Source organism: Pseudomonas sp. GM78, from assembly GCF_000282475.1.
Classification (GTDB): Bacteria; Pseudomonadota; Gammaproteobacteria; order Pseudomonadales; family Pseudomonadaceae; genus Aquipseudomonas.
Window position 1 is genome coordinate 17,643 of record NZ_AKJF01000126.1, and the last position, 17,638, is coordinate 35,280.

Here is a 17,638-nt window from a genome sequence, read left to right on the forward strand (position 1 = left end):
ACATGGCGACGTGCGGCGAAGTATTGGTCAAGTTACTCGAAGGTTACGGAGTCGAGCAGGTATTCGGCATTCCCGGGGTTCACACCGTGGAGCTGTATCGCGGGCTGGCCCGTTCGAGCATCAACCACGTCACCCCGCGTCACGAGCAGGGCGCCGGCTTCATGGCTGACGGCTATGCCCGCACCAGCGGCAAGCCGGGTGTGTGCTTCATCATCACCGGCCCTGGCATGACCAACATCACCACCGCGATGGGCCAGGCGTATGCCGATTCGATCCCGATGCTGGTGATCTCCAGCGTACAGACCCGGAACCAGCTGGGCGGCGGTCGCGGCAAGCTCCACGAACTGCCGAACCAGAGTGCACTGGTCGGTGGCGTGGCGGCGTTCTCCCATACCCTGATGTCGGCGTCTGAATTGCCGGGCGTTTTGGCCCGCGCCTTCGCGCTGTTCCAGGCCGGTCGTCCGCGTCCGGTGCACATCGAAATTCCATTGGACGTACTGGTTGAAGAAGCCGACGACCTGCTCGCCAGTGTCCCGGTAAACATCGACCGCGCCGGTGCCGCACCGTCCGCCGTGAGCCGCATGACCGAGCTGCTGGCCGGGGCCAAGCGTCCGTTGATCCTCGCCGGTGGTGGCGCCATCGATGCCGCCGCCGAGCTGACCGAGTTGGCCGAACTGCTGGACGCGCCCGTCGCGCTGACCATCAATGCCAAGGGCATACTGCACTCCGCTCATCCGCTGCTGATCGGTTCGACCCAGAGCCTGGTCGCCACGCGCGCATTGGTCGCCGAGGCCGACGTGGTGCTGGCCATCGGTACCGAGCTGGCCGAGACCGACTACGACGTCACCTTCGCCGGTGGTTTCGAGATTCCTGGCAAGCTGCTGCGCGTCGACATCGATCCGGACCAGACCGTACGCAACTACCCGCCACACGTAGCCCTGGTAGCCGACTCGCGCAATGCCGCCCAGGCCTTGCTCAGCGCGCTGTCGCACAAGCCGCTGGCCGAGCGCCGTAACGATTGGGGCCAGGTGCGCGCCGCCCGTTTGCGCGAAGAACTGGCCGCTACCTGGGATGCGCCGACCCTGGCCCAGACCCGTTTCCTGGAAACCGTTCTGCACGAACTGCCGAACGCGGTATTCGTCGGCGATTCGACCCAACCGGTGTATACCGGCAACCTGACCTTCAACCCGGAACGCCCGCGTCGCTGGTTCAACTCCTCCACAGGCTACGGCACCCTCGGCTACGCCTTGCCGGCGGCGATCGGCGCCTGGTTGGGCGGCACCGTCGAAGGCGGCGCCCGCCCGCCAGTGGTGTGCCTGATCGGCGACGGTGGCCTGCAGTTCACCCTGCCGGAACTGGCCAGCGCCGTTGAAGCGCGCACCCCGGTGATCGTGCTGCTGTGGAATAACCAGGGTTACGAAGAGATCAAGAAGTACATGGTCAACCGTGCCATCGAGCCGGTGGGCGTGGACATCTACACCCCGGACTTCATCGGTGTGGCCAAGGCTTTGGGTTGCGCTGCCGAGGCGGTCAACGGTGTTGAACAACTGCGTACGGCATTGCGTGTGGCCACCGATCGCCAGGGTCCGACCCTGATTGAAATCGATCAGACCGAGTGGACGAAGGCGGTGTCGAAATGAGCTTTTCTGCGATTTTTCCGACGACTCTGGACGGCCTTTTCATCGAGGGTAAATGGTCGGCGGGCGACGAACATCTGCGCGTGATCAACCCGGCCACCGAAGCGCTGTTGACCACGGTCAACGGCGGTGACGAACGCGCCGTCGACCTGGCCGTGGGCGCGGCAACCAAGGCTTTCGGCGCCTGGTCGCAAACCAGCGGCGCCGAGCGCGGTGCGATCCTGCGCAAGATTGCCCAGGGCGTGCAGGCCGGTCGCGAGCGCCTGATGCACTTGCAGTCGAGCAACAACGGCAAACCATTGTTCGAAGCGGCCATCGACGTCGATGACGTGATCGCCACGTTCGAGTACTACGCCAGTCTGGCCGAAGGCCTGGACGCGAAACAGGACAGCCCGGTTGAACTGCCGACCGACGATTTCAGTGCGCGCCTGCGTCGTGAGCCTTGCGGTGTGGTCGGCCTGATCGTGCCGTGGAACTTCCCGATGGTCACCACCGCGTGGAAGCTCGCCCCGGCCCTGGCCGCCGGTTGCTGCGTGGTGCTCAAGCCCTCGGAAGTGACGCCGCTGCCGGAACTGGAACTGGCGACGATCATTGCCCAGGCCGGCTTGCCGGCCGGTGTGTTCAACCTGGTGTGCGGCACCGGCCTGGCCGTTGGTGCACCGCTGTCGGCGGACCCGCGTATCGCCAAGGTGTCGTTCACCGGCAGCAACGCGGTGGGCGTGCAGGTCATGCAACGGGCTGCGGAAACCGTCAAGGGCGTGAGCCTGGAACTGGGCGGCAAATCCTCCTTGCTGGTGCTGGCCGATGCCGACCTCGACCTGGCGGTGGAAGTGGCCTGCGGTGGCGGTTTCTTCAACGCCGGCCAGATGTGCTCCGCCACCAGCCGCGTGCTGGTCGCCGATGAGCTGGCCGATGAATTCCTCAGCCGGGTGAAGGCCCGCGCCGAAGCCATTCGCGTGGCCGACCCGTTCGACCCGAACGTGGAGATGGGCGCGCTGGTCAATCAGGCGCAATACCAACGCGTGCTCGGCCACATCGATCGCGGCTTGAGCGCTGGCGCCAAACTGGTTTGCGGCGGCAATCGCCCGGCAGACCTGCCGCGCGGATATTTTTTGCAGCCGACCGTCTTCACCGACGTGCCCCTCGACAGTGCGCTGTGGTGCGAAGAGATTTTCGGCCCGGTGATTTGCGTACGCCGTTTTGCCACCGAAGCCGAAGCGATTGCCTTGGCCAACGACAGCCAGTTCGGCCTGGTCGCCAGCGTCGTTACGCGTAACGCCGAAACGGCGGACCGCGTCGCCAACGCTTTGCAGGCGGGGCTTGTATGGATCAATGCGCCGCAAGTGATCTTCCCGCAGACCGCTTGGGGTGGCTACAAGCAGAGCAGCATCGGCCGCGAATTGGGGCCGTGGGGCTTGCAGGCTTTCCAGGAAATCAAGCACGTGATTCGCGCCGTCTGAAGGCCCGAAAAAGGTCCGCGCATGCCTCCTGGTGAGGCATGCGTTGGCGTCATGGCTTCAATGAATTTTTATCGATAGTCAGGTGTTTTACACGACCTCAGGATGAACCCGCTGGCTCAGTAAAGCCCCCGAAAATACGAGGGGTAACGCGGGTCCAGCCGCGCGGATGCAACAGTTTCGACCTGCCTTATACCTACAAAAACAAAGGGAGTCCGTAATGGGCGAGCATGATCTGAACAGACGTCAATTCATCAAGACCGTGGGCGTAGCCTCGGTTGCCGCGGCGGCCATGAGCCTGCCGTTCGTCAAGGCCAATGCCAGCGACACGCGCTTTCAAGGCAAGACCCTGCGCCTGCTGACCTGGTCCGACGACACCGGCCTGGCTGCACTGCGCAACATCGCCGCGACCTTCGAAGACAAGTACGGCTGCAAGGTCATCGCCGACCGCACCGGCAGTACTTCGGAAATGGTCGCCAAACTCAAGGCCGGCGGTGATCGTCCGCAATACGACATCATCACCCTGGCCGGCGTCGGCGCCGAAGGCCTGGCCGCCGCCAACCTGCTGGAAAAACCCGACCTCAACCGCATTCCCAACCTGGTCGACGTACCGGAAAAATACCGCACCGGCGCCAATGGCCACGGCATCGGTTACCTGCTCTGGTGCAACAGCCTGGTCTACAGCACGCGCACCATCAAGGAAGCGCCGAACAGCTACGCCGCCCTGTGGGACGCCGACCTGTCGCCGAACATCTTCCTGCCGCCGCCGAACTGGACCGAGGCCATGGACCTGATCATCATCGCCGCCAAACTGGCCGGTGGTGATGAGCACAACATTGAGCCTGGCTTCAAGAAACTCGCCGAGCTCAAGGATCGTGTGGTGACCCTGGGCGAGAACCCTAACCAGATTGCCGAGCTGTTCCGCACCGGCTCCCTGGACATGGGCGGCCTGTACGCCCCGGCGTTTTTCCCGAAACAGATTCGCGATCCGAACTACGGCCTGGGTGCCACCTTCGGCATGAAGGAAGGTTTCTACACCGACCTGATGCTCTCGGTGATGCCGAAGAATCGCCCCGGCGATACCGACCTGACCTACGCCTTCATCAACCACTCCCTGGACCCGCTGGTGCAGGGCAAGATGGCTGAAGATATCTACAACGGCCCGGTCAACGCCAAGGCGATTATCTCCGCCGAAGCGCGCAAGAGCCCGTTCATCCTCACGCCTGAGCAGATTGCCGAGAAGGCGATCATGCACGACAACGCCTTCCTGGCCACCGTGCATGACCAATGGATTCGTCGTTACACGGAAATCTTTTCTTCCTGATCGTGTGACGAACACAAGTTTTTAGAACACCGCAAAACCCTGTGGGAGCGGGCTTGCCCGCGATGACGGCCGTCCTGTCAACAATGATGGGACTGACAGACCGCTATCGCTGGCAAGCCAGCTCCCACAGGGACCGAATGCGGTTTCAGGATTTGTGTTCGCCAGCAGCTTTCCATTGACGAGACCCTTTGCTATGGAACACCAACCTTTGACCCATTCGGTCAGCGTCGCTGAGCCGCGCCCGAATCGGGGTGTTTCGCCGACGGCCCGTGCCTGGTTTTTCCTCACGCCGTCGATGCTGTTTCTGGGCGTGCTGATTGCCGCCAGTCTGCTGGTGCTGCGCATGAGCGTGGGCACCAAGGGCGCGGAATGGTCCGGGTTCAGCCTGGCCAGCTACGCCCAATTGCTCGAGCCCTACTACCTCAAATCGCTGATGCTGACCCTGCGCCTGGCGCTGATCAGCGCGGTGATCGCGGTGATACTGGCGATCCCGGTGGCCTACACCATGTCACGCCTGACTTCGCCGTTCGTGCGGCGGATCTTCCTCGCCGCGGTGCTGTTGCCGTTGCTGGTCAACCTGCTGCTGCAAAGCTACGGCTGGCTGGTGATTCTCGGTCCTGGCGGCATGCTCAACCAGGCACTGATGGGCCTGGGCCTGATCAAGCGCCCGATCATGCTGCTGTACAACCAGAACGGCGTACTGATGGGGCTGGTGCAAACCGCCTTCCCACTGGCCGTGTTGCCAATTGCCAGCGCCATGCGCGGCGTCGCCCGCAGCTACGAAGAAGCCGCCGCCACCCTGGGCGCCAGTCGCCTGCAGGTGTTCCGCCAGGTGGTGCTGCCGATGAGCCTACCGGGGATCATCACCGGTGCGACGCTGGTCTTTGCCTACAACGCCAGCAGCTTCGTGGTGCCGCTGCTGCTCGGTGGTCGTCGCGTACCGATGCTGGCGGTGATGGTGCACGACCAGATCGCCCCGCTGATGAACTGGCCCGCCGCATCCGCGGCCGGTGTGGTGCTGATCGTCACGACCCTCGCGATCATGACCCTGTCCGAATACATCACTGGCCGTCGTCGGCGCATGCTGGAGGCTTCGCAATGAGTACCCTGATCAAGAAGCGCCAGTCGTTGTTGCCAGGTGATACCGGCAAGTTCGCCGGCATCCTCTCGGGCTTCATCCTGCTGCTGGCGGTGTTGCCGATCCTGACCATGATCGTCATGTCCTTCAGCGGCGCGTCGAACCTCGACTTCCCGCCGAGCAGCTATAGCCTGCAATGGTACAAGGCCGCCTGGCACACCTTCGTGTCGCCGGATGCCAGCGATGTGCTGAGCCTGGGCAAGGCCATGTCCACCAGCCTGATGGTGGCGTGCCTGACCATGGTCTTCGCCACGCTTATCGCGGTGCCGGCGGCCTATGCGCTGACCCGTTGCGAGTTCCGTGGCAAGGCCGTGGCACTGCAACTGATGTCGTTGCCCCTGGTGTTCCCGATGGTGGTGCTGGGCCTGGCGTTGCTGCTGGTGTTCGACAGCCTGCCGTTCCAGATGACCACCTCGCGGCTGGTGATAGCCCACGTGATCCTGGCGTTGCCGTTCGTGGTGAAGAACTGCACGGCGGCCATGCTCTCGATCGGCAGCGAAGTCGAGGAGGCCGCGCAAATGCTCGGTGCTTCGCCGCTGCGGGCGATTGTCGACGTGGTGGTGCCGTTGATGAAGTCGGGGATCCTGGCGGGCATGCTGCTGGCGTTCATCGTATCGTTCAACGAATTCACCGTGACCTATTTCCTCTACACCATCGATGTGATGACCGTGCCGATCTGGATGTACAGCCGCACCGTGTCTTCGCTCGACCCAACCGTATTTTCGTTTGCCGTGCTGATCGTGCTGATCGACTTCGTCCTGATCTGGGCGCTGGAGAAGCTGGTTGGTGAAGGTGGCGTTTCGTTCTGATTTCTTGAGGTGCTTTATGTCTGGTCTGATTCTGGAAAACGTCGAGAAACACTACGGCTCGGCCTGCGCGGTAAAAGATGTGAACCTGCATTTGCCCGAGGGCAAGCTGGTGTGTTTCCTCGGGCCCTCGGGCTGCGGTAAAACCACCTTGCTGCGGATGATCGCCGGGCTGGAAACCCTGACCGGTGGCGAGATTCGCCTGGACGGCGAGGACATCGGCCAAACGCCTGCGCACCTGCGCAATTTCGGCATGGTGTTCCAGTCCCTGGCGCTGTTCCCGCACATGACCGTGGGCGAGAACATCGCTTATCCACTGAAACTGCGCGGGGTCAGCAAGGCGGATCAGCAGGCGCGGGTGGTGGAGTTGCTGGAATTGATCCAGCTGCAACCGATGATCGATCGGCCGGTGGCGAAACTCTCCGGCGGCCAGCGTCAGCGCGTGGCGATTGCCCGGGCGATTGCCAATCACCCGAAAATCCTGTTGCTCGACGAACCGCTGTCGGCGCTGGACGCCAAACTGCGTGAGTCGATGCAGGTGGAAATCCGTCAGCTGCAACAGCGCCTGAACATCACCACCATCATGGTGACTCACGACCAACGCGAGGCCATGACCATGGCCGATATCGTCGTGGTGCTGGGCGAGCACCGGGTGCAGCAGGTGGGTACGCCCATCGAGATCTACCGTCACCCGGCCAACGAATTTGTTGCGGACTTCATCGGCTCGGGCAACATCTTCCCGGCCACGGCGCTGGGCAACGGCAAGGTCAGCTTGCCGGGCGGCGATGCGCTGCAAGTACCGATCTGCAGCAGCATTGTGGTCGGTGAAAAAGTGAAGATGCTGATTCGCCCGGAAGACCTGCAACTGTCGGCACCGCAAGCCACGGCGGGTAACCGTTTGCTGGGCAAGGTGACGTTCGTGCGCGATATCGGCGCGACCATCGAGACCACGGTCGAGTGTTCCGGGGTGTCGTTTACGGCATTGAGCACGCCGTGTCAGGGGATTGGCTTGAGCGTTGGGCATCCGGTGTCGGTGACGTTACCGGTGGAGGCTTGCCGCGTACTTGGCGCCTGATCCGGATTTGATGTTGGCTTTGCTGGCCTCATCGCTGGCAAGCCAGCTCCCACAGTGATGTTTGGCGTTCACAAACCCTGTGGGAGCTGGCTTGCCAGCGATGAGGCCATCAGCCACACACTAAAACTTGGATCAAACCGACAACCGCAACCGCGCCAGATCCCGCAATGGCGGCGCCCCGAACAACCGGCTGTACTCCCGGCTGAATTGCGAAGGGCTTTCATAACCCACCCGATACCCCGCCGCCGAAGCCTCCAGCCCTTCGGCCAACATCAGGCGCCGCGCCTCCTGCAGGCGCAGCTGCTTCTGATACTGCAACGGACTCATCGCCGTCATCGCCTTGAAGCGGTGATGCAGGGTCGACACACTCAGGTTCACTTCCTTTGCCAGATCGTCGATGCGCAGCGGTTGCTCGAAATTACCATTGAGCCACTTGATCGCCTGGCTGATGCGATGACTCTGGCTGTTGGCAATGGCGATTTCATACAGCCGGTGCCCCTGCTTGCTGCGTAGCAACCGGTAGAGAATTTCCCGGCGCACCAGCGGTGCGAGCATGGCGATGTCTTTCGGTGTGTCGAGCAACCTTGCAAGGCGCAGCACGGCGTCGAGCATTGCGCTGTCGAGTTGTTCGACATACAAGCCGCGCCCGGTCGGCCGGGTGGGCAAGCCGAGGGGGCCGGCGTCGGCGATCAGCGCAGTGATTTCCGCCGGGTCGATGTCCAGCCGCACCGCGAGGATCGGTTCTTCGACCGAAACATTCACCACCCGCCCACTGAGCGGCATCGAAACCGAGACCACCAGGTAATTCAGCGGGTCGTAATTGAAGTACTCGTCGGCCAGGCGAACTTCCTTGCGACCCTGGGCCATGATGCACAACGCCGGTTGTGCAAGCACCGGGGCGAAATCGTGGTTCTGGCTGTGGCGCGACATGAACAGCGAGCCCACAGCGGTGGCATAAGTGCCATCTTCGGCGGTGTTGCGACGGATGATCGCCGCCAGTTCCGCGCGCTGCTTTTCCATGTCGGCGTCCAGCGGGGCTTGCGGCGGCTGTGAAAAGTGATCGAGAGACGACATGCAAGGCATCCTCGGCAAGGCATGGGTGATGGGGCAGAGCATATGTTTGTGCAAGCAACAGCGGTAGACACATCCTGCCTGATGCTTGCCTGATTCTGCACGAGTAGCTCCAATGCCAGCGTTTGGTCAGCGTGCAGAAAGCCAGTGCGAGACGCAGACAAACCCGTGTAGGAGCTGCCGAAGGCTGCGATCTTTTGATTTTGTTTTAAAGATCAAAAGATCGCAGCCTTCGGCAGCTCCTACACAAAACTCGTATCCCGGCACCCAGGCAGTGTTTTACACATTGTTACAGGCAGCCCCCTCACGCTCGCAGGATTGTGCAACACGCCAGCAGGAATCGACTAACGACAGGCGCTTGCCGGCCTTTAATCTTGGATCCTGTCGCAGCCCGTCCCCTGGCTGCCACGCGACTCCCCGGGAGGGTTGAACATGTCAAAGCAGATCCCCGTCAGTCATATGGCCTTTGTCCGGGCACGCCCCGGGCGCTCTCAAGAGCTGGGTGTGCGCCTGAGCGCGCTGATCGAGCCGTCCCGCGCAGCGCCAGGCTGCCTGAGCTTTGCCTTGCAACACTCGCAGTGCGATCCGCAGTTGTGGCTGGTGTCCGGTTTCTGGGCCAGCCAGCAGGCCATGACCGCGTACTTCAGTACGCCGGCCATGGAGGTTTTTGCCGAACTGGTGCAGGAGCTGGTGGTTGACAGCCTGGATTTTCACACCTTCAAGGAGGTGTCGGCGGCACAGGCGTTGCGTCAGTCCGGGTCGGCGGTACACAAACTGGCCGGTTGAGGGTTTAATGGCAGCATTCTCAACCAGCCAGGATGCGCGACATGGCACGCAAAGCCTTTGAACACTTCGAAGCCGTTTCAGCCGTAGTACCGGGCGAGGGTGGTTACCATGCCGCAATCGCCGTCAAAGCGTTGGGTGGTTCCGGCGCCCCGCGTTTTCACAAAGTACTGGAAGGCCAGACCTTCAAGACCGCTCACGACGCCGATCTGGCGGCCGCCAAAGAACTGACCCGTCTCAAGGACGTCAAAGAAGACGCCGACCTGCTCTGGTAATTACTTCACCGTCCCCGGGCGATACATCTTGAACAACGCCTCAGGCCCCAGCTGGAAATAATCCGCTGGCCCGCCGCCGCGCAGGATCGGTTCTGCCGCGGCGGTGTCGTACACTCCATCCTTCAACAGCCACTTGGCGATATGCACGGCGACCACTTCGCCGAGAATCAGCCAGCTCGGCACCACATGTCCGTCCGCCCGCTGCAGCTGAATGATCTGGGTGACCTTGCATTCGAAGGACACCGGGCTTTCGGCGACCCGTGGCACCGCGATGACTTTCGAGGCGACGGTTGTCAGTCCGGCCAATTCGAACTCATTGACCTGCGGACCGACAGCGGCGCAGCTCTGGTTCATCTGCTCGGCCAATGGCCGGGTGGCCAGGTTCCAGGCGAATTCGCCGGTCTGTTCGATGTTGTTCAGGCTGTCTTTGCGCCCGACGCTGGAAAAACCAATGATCGGCGGAATGTAGTTGAAGGCGTTGAAAAAGCTGTAGGGCGCCAGGTTCAAGTGGCCTTCGGCATCCTGTGAAGAAATCCAGCCAATGGGACGCGGACCGACGATCGCGTTGAACGGATCGTGGGGCAGGCCGTGGCCGTTGGCGGGTTCGTAGTAGTGGATGTCGTCGGGCATGGCCAGTCTTCCTGAAGGCTTGAATCGGAGGAGCGCCATAGTGCAAGGGCAGGCCGCTGATTTCCAGTCGGATGAACTACCTGTAGGAGCGAGCCTGCTCGCGATTGCAATCTGTCAGTCAGCATCAATGGTGAATGTCAATCCGCTATCGCGAGCAGGCTCGCTCCCACAGGTTCTGTGGTTAAACCCGACATTTGTGTGCCCCAGAAATGACTAAGCCCGGCCGAAAGCCGGGCTTTGGTGCCGCTGTTGCGGGTTAGCTGACGGAAGCACCGCCAGTACGATCGTAGCCATCTTCTGCGACGGTGGCGCCACCGGTGCGGTCATAACCATCTGCGGCGACGGTGGCGGAACCGGTACGGTCATAACCGTCTGCTGCAACAGCGGAGCCGGTACGGTCGTAACCGTCGGCGGCGAAGGTGTTGGCGGCCAGTACGGACAGGGCGATGGCGAGGAACAGTTTGGTTTTCATCTTCATTTCTCCAGGTTCTTTGGCATTTGTCTCTTGGGCATGGGTTTCATGCTACGCCAATTAAACTGATTAAAAAGCGCAAAATAATGCTAAAAACAATCCATTAAGTAGATATTAACGCTGTCACATGTTTTCGCTTTCAAGGTTTGAACAAGCGCGTCATAGCTAGTCGATTGGGCAGGTTCAGAATGGGGGGCGAGCATTAACGCGTGATTAATCCCGTCCAACGCAAACAAAAAAGGGGCAGATCCCGACGATCTGCCCCTTTTGCTGTAACGCGCCTGGACTTAGTCCGTGACGATCCGCGAATGCTTGCGGGTGTCCTTCATGGTGACATACACCAGCAACGACACGGCGATGCACGCGGTGACATACCAGTAGTAACCGGTTTCCATACCGATGCTCTTGAACCACAGCGCGATGTATTCAGCGGTGCCGCCGAAGATCGACACGGTCAGGGCATACGGCAGGCCCACGCCCAGGGCGCGGATTTCGGTCGGGAACAGTTCGGCTTTGACTACCGCGTTGATCGAGGTGTAGCCGCTGACGATGATCAGTGCCGCCATGATCAGGAAGAACGCGCCCCACCAGGTCGTGATGGTGTGCAGGGTGGTGAGGATCGGTACGGTGAAAATCGTGCCCAGCACGCCAAAGGCGATCAGGATCGGGCGTCGACCGATCTTGTCCGACAGGCCACCGATGATCGGTTGCAGGCACATGAACAGGAACAGGGTGGCGGCAGAGATGGTGGTGGAGTCGGAAATGCTCATGCCGACGGTGTTCACCAGGTATTTCTGCATGTAGGTGGTGTAGGTGTAGAACGCCAGGGTACCGCCCATGGTCAGGCCGACCACGGTCATCAGTTCCTTCGGATGGCGCATCAAGGTGCGCATCGCGCTTTCCTTGGCCTTTTCCTTCTTGGTGAACGACTCGGTTTCTTCCATGCCACGACGCAGGTATAGCGCGACCACGGCACACAGCGCGCCGATGGCGAACGGGATGCGCCAGCCCCAGGCGTACAGCTCTTCGGTGGTCAGTACGTTTTGCAGGATGATCAGTACGGCCAGGGCGATGAGTTGGCCGGAGATCAGGGTCACGTACTGGAAGCTGGAGTAGAAACCGCGACGTTCCTTGGTCGCCATCTCGCTGAGGTAAGTGGCGGAGGTGCCGTATTCGCCACCGACCGACAGGCCTTGCAGCAAGCGGGCGAACACCAGCAGGATCGGCGCACCGATACCGATGATTTCATAGCCCGGGCTCAGGGCGATCAGCAGCGAGCCGAAGCACATCAGGTAGACAGAGGCCATCAAGGCCTTCTTGCGTCCGACTTTGTCGGCGTACAGGCCCATCAGCCACCCGCCGATAGGGCGCATCAGGAAGCCCACGGCGAAGATCGCAGCGGTGTTCAGCAGTTGTGCGGTGGTGTCGCCTTTGGGGAAGAAGGTCTTGGCGAAATAGAGAGAGAAAGCGGCGTAGACATACCAGTCATACCACTCGACCATGTTGCCGACAGAACCGCTGAAGATCGATTTGATGCGGCTGGAGGTGGTTCGTTCTTTTGTCGGCGCGGCAACCGACCCACGGGGCAGGGTATTGGAGTTATCCATTGAAGGATCCTTCGTCTAATTATTTTTTGTGGAGCGCGAATAAACGCAGCCTGCGGGGGCTATAGCAGGAGCTGTGCCAAGAGGGAGAGGGCCGGTTTAGAGGGGGTGGAGCGATTTTATAGGCGGAAATCCGCTCACAATTGGATGAGTGCGGGCGGAAAATTGCTCATGGGCTCAATGGTGATGTTGCTTCGGCTGGCCCCTTCGCGGGCAAGCCCGCTCCCACAGGGACCGAGTTGAGCAAAGATTTTGTGTACGAAGCTGACCACTGTGGGAGCGGGCTTGCCCGCGAAGGGGCCCGCACAGACGCTACAAAAACATCTCTCGGTTCAACCCATGCCGCTGCATCTTTTCATTGAACGTGCGGCGCGGCAGTTGCAGTTCTTCGAGCACCGCTTTCACATCACCCTTGTGTCGGGTCAACGCAGCGCGCAGGCACTGCGCCTCAAAGGCTTCCTGCTGCGCTGCCAGTGACTGACCCGGCTCGATGCCCGCCGGTACAGGCTCGCCAAGGCCCAACACCTGGCGCTCGGCCACGTTGGCCAGTTCGCGCACATTGCCGGGCCAGTCGTGGCTCAACAGATGGCTCAACTGCGGCCCGCTCAACGGTGCAAAGGTGCGCCCCAGGCGCTCGGCGGCACTCTGGGCGAAGGCCTCGTACAACAACGGAATGTCTTCGCGACGGTCGCGCAACGGTGGCAGGCGCAATTCGGCGACGTTCAAACGGTAAGCCAGGTCTTCGCGAAAACGTCCGGCCCGTGCCTCGTCGAGCAGGTCCGGCTTGGTCGCGGCGATGATGCGCAGATCTACACGAATACTCTGGTTCGAGCCCAGGCGCTCAAGCTTCTGCTCCTGCAACACCCGCAGCAATTTCACCTGCTGCGCCAGGGGCATGCTTTCGATTTCATCGAGAAACAGCGTGCCGCCATCGGCATATTCGAGCTTGCCGATGCGCTTGCCCTGGGCGCCGGTGAACGCGCCGCTTTCGTGGCCGAACAGCTCGGCCTCGAACAGCTGTTCGGGGATGGCCGCGCAGTTCAAGGCGACGAAGGGTTTATCGGCGCGTGGGCCGAAGTCGTGCAGGCAGCGGGCAACCAATTCCTTGCCGCTACCCGTTTCACCGCGGATCAAAACGTTGACCGGCAACGCCGCCAGGTCCAGAACCTGTCGACGTAGCGTTTGCAAGCCCCGGGATACCCCCAGCAGCCTCGCGTCGAGTTTGGCGCGGTTGTCGGCCTGCTCGTGCAAGGCGCGGTTTTCCAGCACCAACCGGCGCTTGTCCAGCGCGCGGCGAAGGCTGCCAAGCAGGGTCTGCGGGCTGAAGGGTTTTTCAAGGAAGTCGTAGGCGCCATCGCGCATCGCATCGACGGCCATCGGCACGTCGCCATGGCCGGTCAGCAGGATCACCGGCAAGTCGGCATCGCGGCGCTGGACTTCGGCCAGCAGTTCCAGCCCGGACATGCCGGGCATGCGCACGTCGCTGAGGATCACGCCGGGGTAATGCGCGGGCAGTTGCGCCAGGCATTCATCGGCGCGGCTGAACAGTTGCACCTGGAAACCCGACAGGCTCAGCCATTGTTCGACGGCGCTGCGGATGCTGCTTTCGTCGTCGACCACCATCACTGAATTGAGCATGTGCCAGGGGCCTCCGTATCGATAGGCAAGGTGAGTGTGAACACCGCGCCGTTGTCGTGATTGTCGGCGCTCAGGCGTCCGCCCGATTCGTGAACGATGGCAAAGGATACGGCCAGACCGATGCCCAGGCCATCGCCCACCGGTTTGGTGGTGAAAAAGGGATCGAAGACCTTCGACAGGTTTTCTTCGGCGATGCCACCACCGTTGTCGATGACGCTCAATCGCCACAGCTGTTCGTCGGCTTCGAGGCGGATTTCCAGGCGTTTGCAGGGTTTATCCTGCATCGCATCCAGGGCGTTGCGCAGCAGATTGATCAGCACCTGTTCCAGACGAATCGCATCGCCGCGTACCCACGCCGGGCGCGTCAGGTGCAACACGGTGCTGACCTGTTCGTCGCGCAGGCGAGTGTCGAGCAGCTCAAGGGATTGGTCCACCACCGCCGCCAGGTCCAGGCGTTCACGCAGGCCGCTGGGGCTTTTGCGGGCGAAGGTTTTCAGGTGGCCGGTGAGGGCGGCCATGCGCGTCAGCATGTCATCCACCGGTTTGAGTGCCTTGTAGGCGTCGTCGACCCGGCCGTGTTCGAGCAGCAGGCGCAAGGTTGCCAGCTGCATGCGCTGGGCGGTCAGCGGTTGATTGATTTCATGGGCCAGCGCCGCCGACATCTGGCCCAGGGCCGCGAGTTTGGCCGATTGCACCAGGCCGTCCTGGGCGGTGCGCAGGTCGCGGGTGCGTTCTTCCACCAGCTGTTCGAGTTCTTCGCGACTGCGCTGGCGCATTTTCGCCAGGCGCCAGCGCTGGTTGAGGAACAGCAGCAGGAACACCAGCGTCAGCCATAGGCCGGCCGCGGCGAGGGCGGCGTTGCGACTGTCTTCGAACGCCACTTGTGGACGACGCAGCAGGTGCAGCGTCCAGCCCTCGGCGGTCAGCGGCAGGGACTCCCACAGGTAATCCGTTTTGCCGTCCGGCCCGTCGACCCGCGCCAGTTCACTGTTGTCGTCGAAGCGGCGCAGCGATTGATAGTCGAGCAGCGTCAGCGGCTGCTTGTCGTATTGGCGGGTGGCCTTGAGCTCGGCCTGATCGCTGTCGCTCAGCGGTTTCAATTGGCGATAGCGCCAGCCCGGCTGATTGGCGATGAAGATGATGCCACGGGCATCGCTGACCAGCAGCGTGTCGCTGCCCTGGCGCCATTCGCGTTCCAGCTCGGGAAACTCGAGCTTTACCACCATGGCGCCGAGAAACTGCCCGTCGTCGTTGGTCACAGCGCTGGACAGGAAGTAACCCGGTATCCCGCTGGTCACCCCCACGGCATAAAAACGCCCGGTGCCCTGGGTGCGGGTCTGGTTGAAGTAGGGGCGAAAACCATAGTTATGGCCGACGTAACTGCTGGGCAAACGCCAGTTGCTCGCCGCCACGGCCAGGCCAGTACGATCGAGCAGTTCCAGGGTCGAGGACTCGGCGGCGCCGTTGATCTTTTCCAGCTTGCGGTTAAGCACCTCCTGTTGTTCGGGGCTAACCGGGCCCTTGAGTGCATCACGCAATTGAGGGTCCAGAGCCAGCACCGAGGGCAGGGCGCGGTAGCGTTCGATCAGGGTATGCAGCGACGTGGCGTACAGCGCCAATTGCTGATTGGCACGGGCCGCGTCTTCAACCAGGGATTGGCGTACGGTGTGGCGCATGGCCAGGGTGGCAGCAATGGCGGCACCGGCGATGATCAGCACGGTGTACAGCGCCAGGCGCAGGGATCGGGAAGTCGGCAGCATGCAGTGGACAACAGGTGAAAATGAGGGGGAGCACCATACCATGTGGACGGCAGTCATCTCTCGCCCGAACCCATGCGCTGGCGCGGGTTTTACCGTGATGGTCGATTGCAGGCGTTTCAGCTTGTTACCAGCCAAAAAAAACCGGCCTGTCGTTGCCGACCGGCCGGTTTTTTCAGGAGGGTTCAGTGCAGTTTATTGCACTTCTACCGCCAGGCTTTCACTGATCTTTTGCTGCCAGATGGCAGGACCGGTGATGTGTACCGACTCGCCCTTGCTGTCGACTGCAACAGTCACAGGCATGTCTTTCACGTCGAACTCGTAGATGGCTTCCATCCCCAGTTCAGCGAACGCCACTACGCGGGACTTCTTGATCGCTTGCGCCACCAGGTAAGCCGCGCCGCCCACTGCCATCAGGTAAACGGCCTTGTGGTCCTTGATCGCGTCGATCGCGGTCGGGCCACGCTCGGATTTGCCGATCATGCCCAGCAGGCCGGTTTGCTCGAGGATCTGACGGGTGAACTTGTCCATCCGCGTTGCGGTAGTAGGACCGGCAGGGCCAACCACTTCTTCGCGCACCGGATCGACCGGGCCGACGTAATAGATGAAGCGACCTTTCAGGTCCACCGGCAGGGTTTCACCCTTGTTCAGCATCTCGACCATGCGCTTGTGCGCGGCGTCGCGACCGGTGAGCATCTTGCCGTTGAGCAGCACGGTTTCGCCCGGCTTCCAGCTCTGCACTTCTTCCGGGGTCAGGGTGTCGAGGTTGACGCGACGGGCCGACGGGCCGGCTTCCCAGACGATTTCCGGGTAGGCGTCCAGCGGTGGCGCCTCCAGGGAGGCCGGGCCGGAACCGTCAAGCACGAAGTGCGCGTGACGGGTGGCGGCGCAGTTCGGGATCATGCACACCGGCAGGGACGCGGCGTGGGTCGGGTAATCCATGATCTTCACGTCGAGCACGGTGGTCAGGCCACCGAGGCCCTGGGCGCCGATGCCCAGTTGGTTGACCTTCTCGAACAGCTCCAGGCGCATTTCTTCGATGCGGTTCTGCGGGCCGCGGGCTTTGAGCTCATGAATGTCGATGGATTCCATCAACACTTCCTTGGCCATCACCGCGGCTTTCTCGGCGGTGCCGCCGATGCCGATACCGAGCATGCCCGGTGGGCACCAGCCGGCGCCCATGGTCGGAACGGTCTTCAGAACCCAGTCGACGATCGAGTCGGACGGGTTGAGCATGGCCATTTTCGACTTGTTCTCGGAACCACCGCCCTTGGCCGCCACGTCCACTTCCACGGTGTTACCCGGAACGATGGAGTAGTGGATAACGGCCGGGGTGTTGTCCTTGGTGTTTTTACGAGCGCCCGCCGGGTCGGCGAGGATCGAGGCACGCAGGACGTTTTCCGGCAGGTTGTAAGCCCGGCGCACGCCTTCGTTGATCATGTCGTCCAGGCCCATGGTGGCGCCATCCCAACGTACGTCCATGCCTACACGCACGAACACGGTGACGATGCCGGTGTCCTGGCAGATCGGGCGGTGGCCGGTGGCGCACATCCGTGAGTTGATCAGGATTTGCGCCATCGAATCGCGGGCCGCTGGCGATTCTTCGCGCAGGTAGGCCTCGTGCATCGCCTGGATGAAATCCACGGGGTGGTAGTAGGAAATGAACTGCAGGGCGTCGGCAACGCTCTGAATCAGGTCGTCTTGCTTGATCACGGTCATGAGTCGCGCTCCTCTAAAAGACGGGAACATTCAATAAGGTGCTTGCAGCTTGGGTGCATCGGTCGGTTGCAAGCACCTTTCAAGGCACGCCGGGCATGCTGGCGCGACGCTAAAAAGGCGCGGCAGTATAGCGCGCCTCGCAAGCGGGCACACCCGCCGGCGGTCAAACCTTGGTCTGATTGTCGTACCTGGTCTGCGTAGGAGCTGCCGCAGGCTGCGATCTTTTGATTTTGTTTTTAAGATCAAAAGATC

At 61.7% G+C, this 17,638-nt stretch carries 15 protein-coding genes; 8 read left to right on the forward strand and 7 right to left on the reverse strand.

The features are described 5' to 3' along the window. The first annotated feature begins 2 nt into the window (after positions 1-2). The 6 genes from PMI35_RS11330 to PMI35_RS11305 all read left to right on the forward strand — a co-directional run bounded on the left by PMI35_RS11330 (position 3) and on the right by PMI35_RS11305 (position 7,437). Entirely contained in the window at positions 3-1,640 is a 1,638-nt protein-coding gene (locus PMI35_RS11330; RefSeq protein ID WP_008061919.1) for a 5-guanidino-2-oxopentanoate decarboxylase, read from the forward strand. Next, positions 1,637-3,097 (forward strand): aldehyde dehydrogenase family protein, encoded by a 1,461-nt coding sequence (locus PMI35_RS11325; protein ID WP_008061920.1) that lies wholly within the window; start codon positions 1,637-1,639, stop codon positions 3,095-3,097. The genes PMI35_RS11330 and PMI35_RS11325 overlap by 4 nt, the downstream gene beginning before the upstream one ends. A gap of 217 nt (positions 3,098-3,314) precedes the next feature. Next, the gene (locus PMI35_RS11320; RefSeq protein ID WP_008061921.1) at positions 3,315-4,418 is read left to right on the forward strand and encodes an extracellular solute-binding protein; all 1,104 of its coding nucleotides are present in this window, start codon (positions 3,315-3,317) and stop codon (positions 4,416-4,418) included. A 193-nt stretch (positions 4,419-4,611) separates the two neighbouring features. Beyond that, complete coding sequence (locus PMI35_RS11315) at positions 4,612-5,520, forward strand: ABC transporter permease (RefSeq protein ID WP_008061922.1); 909 nt, start codon at positions 4,612-4,614, stop codon at positions 5,518-5,520. Beyond that, positions 5,517-6,365: an ABC transporter permease gene (locus tag PMI35_RS11310; protein ID WP_008061923.1), complete on the forward strand. Its 849-nt coding sequence runs from the start codon at positions 5,517-5,519 to the stop codon at positions 6,363-6,365. Before PMI35_RS11315 ends, PMI35_RS11310 begins: the two co-directional genes overlap by 4 nt. 16 nt (positions 6,366-6,381) lie before the next feature. Then, positions 6,382-7,437 (forward strand): ABC transporter ATP-binding protein, encoded by a 1,056-nt coding sequence (locus tag PMI35_RS11305; protein ID WP_008061924.1) that lies wholly within the window; start codon positions 6,382-6,384, stop codon positions 7,435-7,437. Between the two features lie 132 nt (positions 7,438-7,569). On the opposite strand, the gene PMI35_RS11300 is transcribed toward PMI35_RS11305, so the two are convergent. Continuing rightward, positions 7,570-8,511: an AraC family transcriptional regulator gene (locus PMI35_RS11300; protein ID WP_008061926.1), complete on the reverse strand. Its 942-nt coding sequence runs from the start codon at positions 8,509-8,511 to the stop codon at positions 7,570-7,572. Positions 8,512-8,940: 429 nt separating this feature from the next. On the opposite strand from PMI35_RS11300, the gene PMI35_RS11295 reads away from it, so the two are divergent. Both PMI35_RS11295 and PMI35_RS11290 read left to right on the forward strand, forming a co-directional pair. Next, positions 8,941-9,294: a putative quinol monooxygenase gene (locus tag PMI35_RS11295; RefSeq protein ID WP_008061928.1), complete on the forward strand. Its 354-nt coding sequence runs from the start codon at positions 8,941-8,943 to the stop codon at positions 9,292-9,294. Between the two features lie 41 nt (positions 9,295-9,335). After that, positions 9,336-9,566 carry a hypothetical protein gene (locus tag PMI35_RS11290; RefSeq protein ID WP_008061930.1) on the forward strand — a complete coding sequence of 77 codons (231 nt, stop codon included), beginning with the start codon at positions 9,336-9,338 and terminating at the stop codon, positions 9,564-9,566. Here PMI35_RS11290 and PMI35_RS11285 read toward each other — a convergent pair whose 3' ends face one another. The 6 genes from PMI35_RS11285 to PMI35_RS11260 form a co-directional block, all read right to left on the reverse strand. Beyond that, the gene (locus PMI35_RS11285) at positions 9,567-10,196 is read right to left on the reverse strand and encodes a flavin reductase family protein (protein ID WP_008061933.1); all 630 of its coding nucleotides are present in this window, start codon (positions 10,194-10,196) and stop codon (positions 9,567-9,569) included. A gap of 256 nt (positions 10,197-10,452) precedes the next feature. Further along, positions 10,453-10,668 (reverse strand): hypothetical protein, encoded by a 216-nt coding sequence (locus tag PMI35_RS11280; RefSeq protein ID WP_008061934.1) that lies wholly within the window; start codon positions 10,666-10,668, stop codon positions 10,453-10,455. A gap of 287 nt (positions 10,669-10,955) precedes the next feature. Continuing rightward, positions 10,956-12,275 (reverse strand): MFS transporter, encoded by a 1,320-nt coding sequence (locus PMI35_RS11275; protein ID WP_008061937.1) that lies wholly within the window; start codon positions 12,273-12,275, stop codon positions 10,956-10,958. Between the two features lie 309 nt (positions 12,276-12,584). Then, complete coding sequence (locus tag PMI35_RS11270; protein ID WP_008061939.1) at positions 12,585-13,910, reverse strand: sigma-54-dependent transcriptional regulator; 1,326 nt, start codon at positions 13,908-13,910, stop codon at positions 12,585-12,587. After that, positions 13,895-15,670 carry an ATP-binding protein gene (locus tag PMI35_RS11265; protein WP_008061941.1) on the reverse strand — a complete coding sequence of 592 codons (1,776 nt, stop codon included), beginning with the start codon at positions 15,668-15,670 and terminating at the stop codon, positions 13,895-13,897. The genes PMI35_RS11270 and PMI35_RS11265 overlap by 16 nt, the downstream gene beginning before the upstream one ends. 192 nt (positions 15,671-15,862) lie before the next feature. Beyond that, positions 15,863-17,386 (reverse strand): fumarate hydratase, encoded by a 1,524-nt coding sequence (locus tag PMI35_RS11260; RefSeq protein WP_008061943.1) that lies wholly within the window; start codon positions 17,384-17,386, stop codon positions 15,863-15,865. Positions 17,387-17,638: the final 252 nt, after the last annotated feature.

Excerpts from the sequence above, each read along its gene's own strand:
- PMI35_RS11300 (WP_008061926.1), bottom strand. The coding sequence starts at position 8,511 with ATGTCGTCTCTCGATCACTTTTCACAGCCGCCGCAAGCCCCGCTGGAC.
- PMI35_RS11290 (WP_008061930.1), top strand. The coding sequence starts at position 9,336 with ATGGCACGCAAAGCCTTTGAACACTTCGAAGCCGTTTCAGCCGTAGTA.
- PMI35_RS11310 (WP_008061923.1), top strand. The coding sequence starts at position 5,517 with ATGAGTACCCTGATCAAGAAGCGCCAGTCGTTGTTGCCAGGTGATACC.
- PMI35_RS11275 (WP_008061937.1), bottom strand. The coding sequence starts at position 12,275 with ATGGATAACTCCAATACCCTGCCCCGTGGGTCGGTTGCCGCGCCGACA.
- PMI35_RS11330 (WP_008061919.1), top strand. The coding sequence starts at position 3 with ATGGCGACGTGCGGCGAAGTATTGGTCAAGTTACTCGAAGGTTACGGA.
- PMI35_RS11305 (WP_008061924.1), top strand. The coding sequence starts at position 6,382 with ATGTCTGGTCTGATTCTGGAAAACGTCGAGAAACACTACGGCTCGGCC.
- PMI35_RS11295 (WP_008061928.1), top strand. The coding sequence starts at position 8,941 with ATGTCAAAGCAGATCCCCGTCAGTCATATGGCCTTTGTCCGGGCACGC.
- PMI35_RS11320 (WP_008061921.1), top strand. The coding sequence starts at position 3,315 with ATGGGCGAGCATGATCTGAACAGACGTCAATTCATCAAGACCGTGGGC.
- PMI35_RS11260 (WP_008061943.1), bottom strand. The coding sequence starts at position 17,386 with ATGACCGTGATCAAGCAAGACGACCTGATTCAGAGCGTTGCCGACGCC.
- PMI35_RS11270 (WP_008061939.1), bottom strand. The coding sequence starts at position 13,910 with ATGCTCAATTCAGTGATGGTGGTCGACGACGAAAGCAGCATCCGCAGC.
- PMI35_RS11280 (WP_008061934.1), bottom strand. The coding sequence starts at position 10,668 with ATGAAAACCAAACTGTTCCTCGCCATCGCCCTGTCCGTACTGGCCGCC.
- PMI35_RS11315 (WP_008061922.1), top strand. The coding sequence starts at position 4,612 with ATGGAACACCAACCTTTGACCCATTCGGTCAGCGTCGCTGAGCCGCGC.
- PMI35_RS11265 (WP_008061941.1), bottom strand. The coding sequence starts at position 15,670 with ATGCTGCCGACTTCCCGATCCCTGCGCCTGGCGCTGTACACCGTGCTG.
- PMI35_RS11285 (WP_008061933.1), bottom strand. The coding sequence starts at position 10,196 with ATGCCCGACGACATCCACTACTACGAACCCGCCAACGGCCACGGCCTG.
- PMI35_RS11325 (WP_008061920.1), top strand. The coding sequence starts at position 1,637 with ATGAGCTTTTCTGCGATTTTTCCGACGACTCTGGACGGCCTTTTCATC.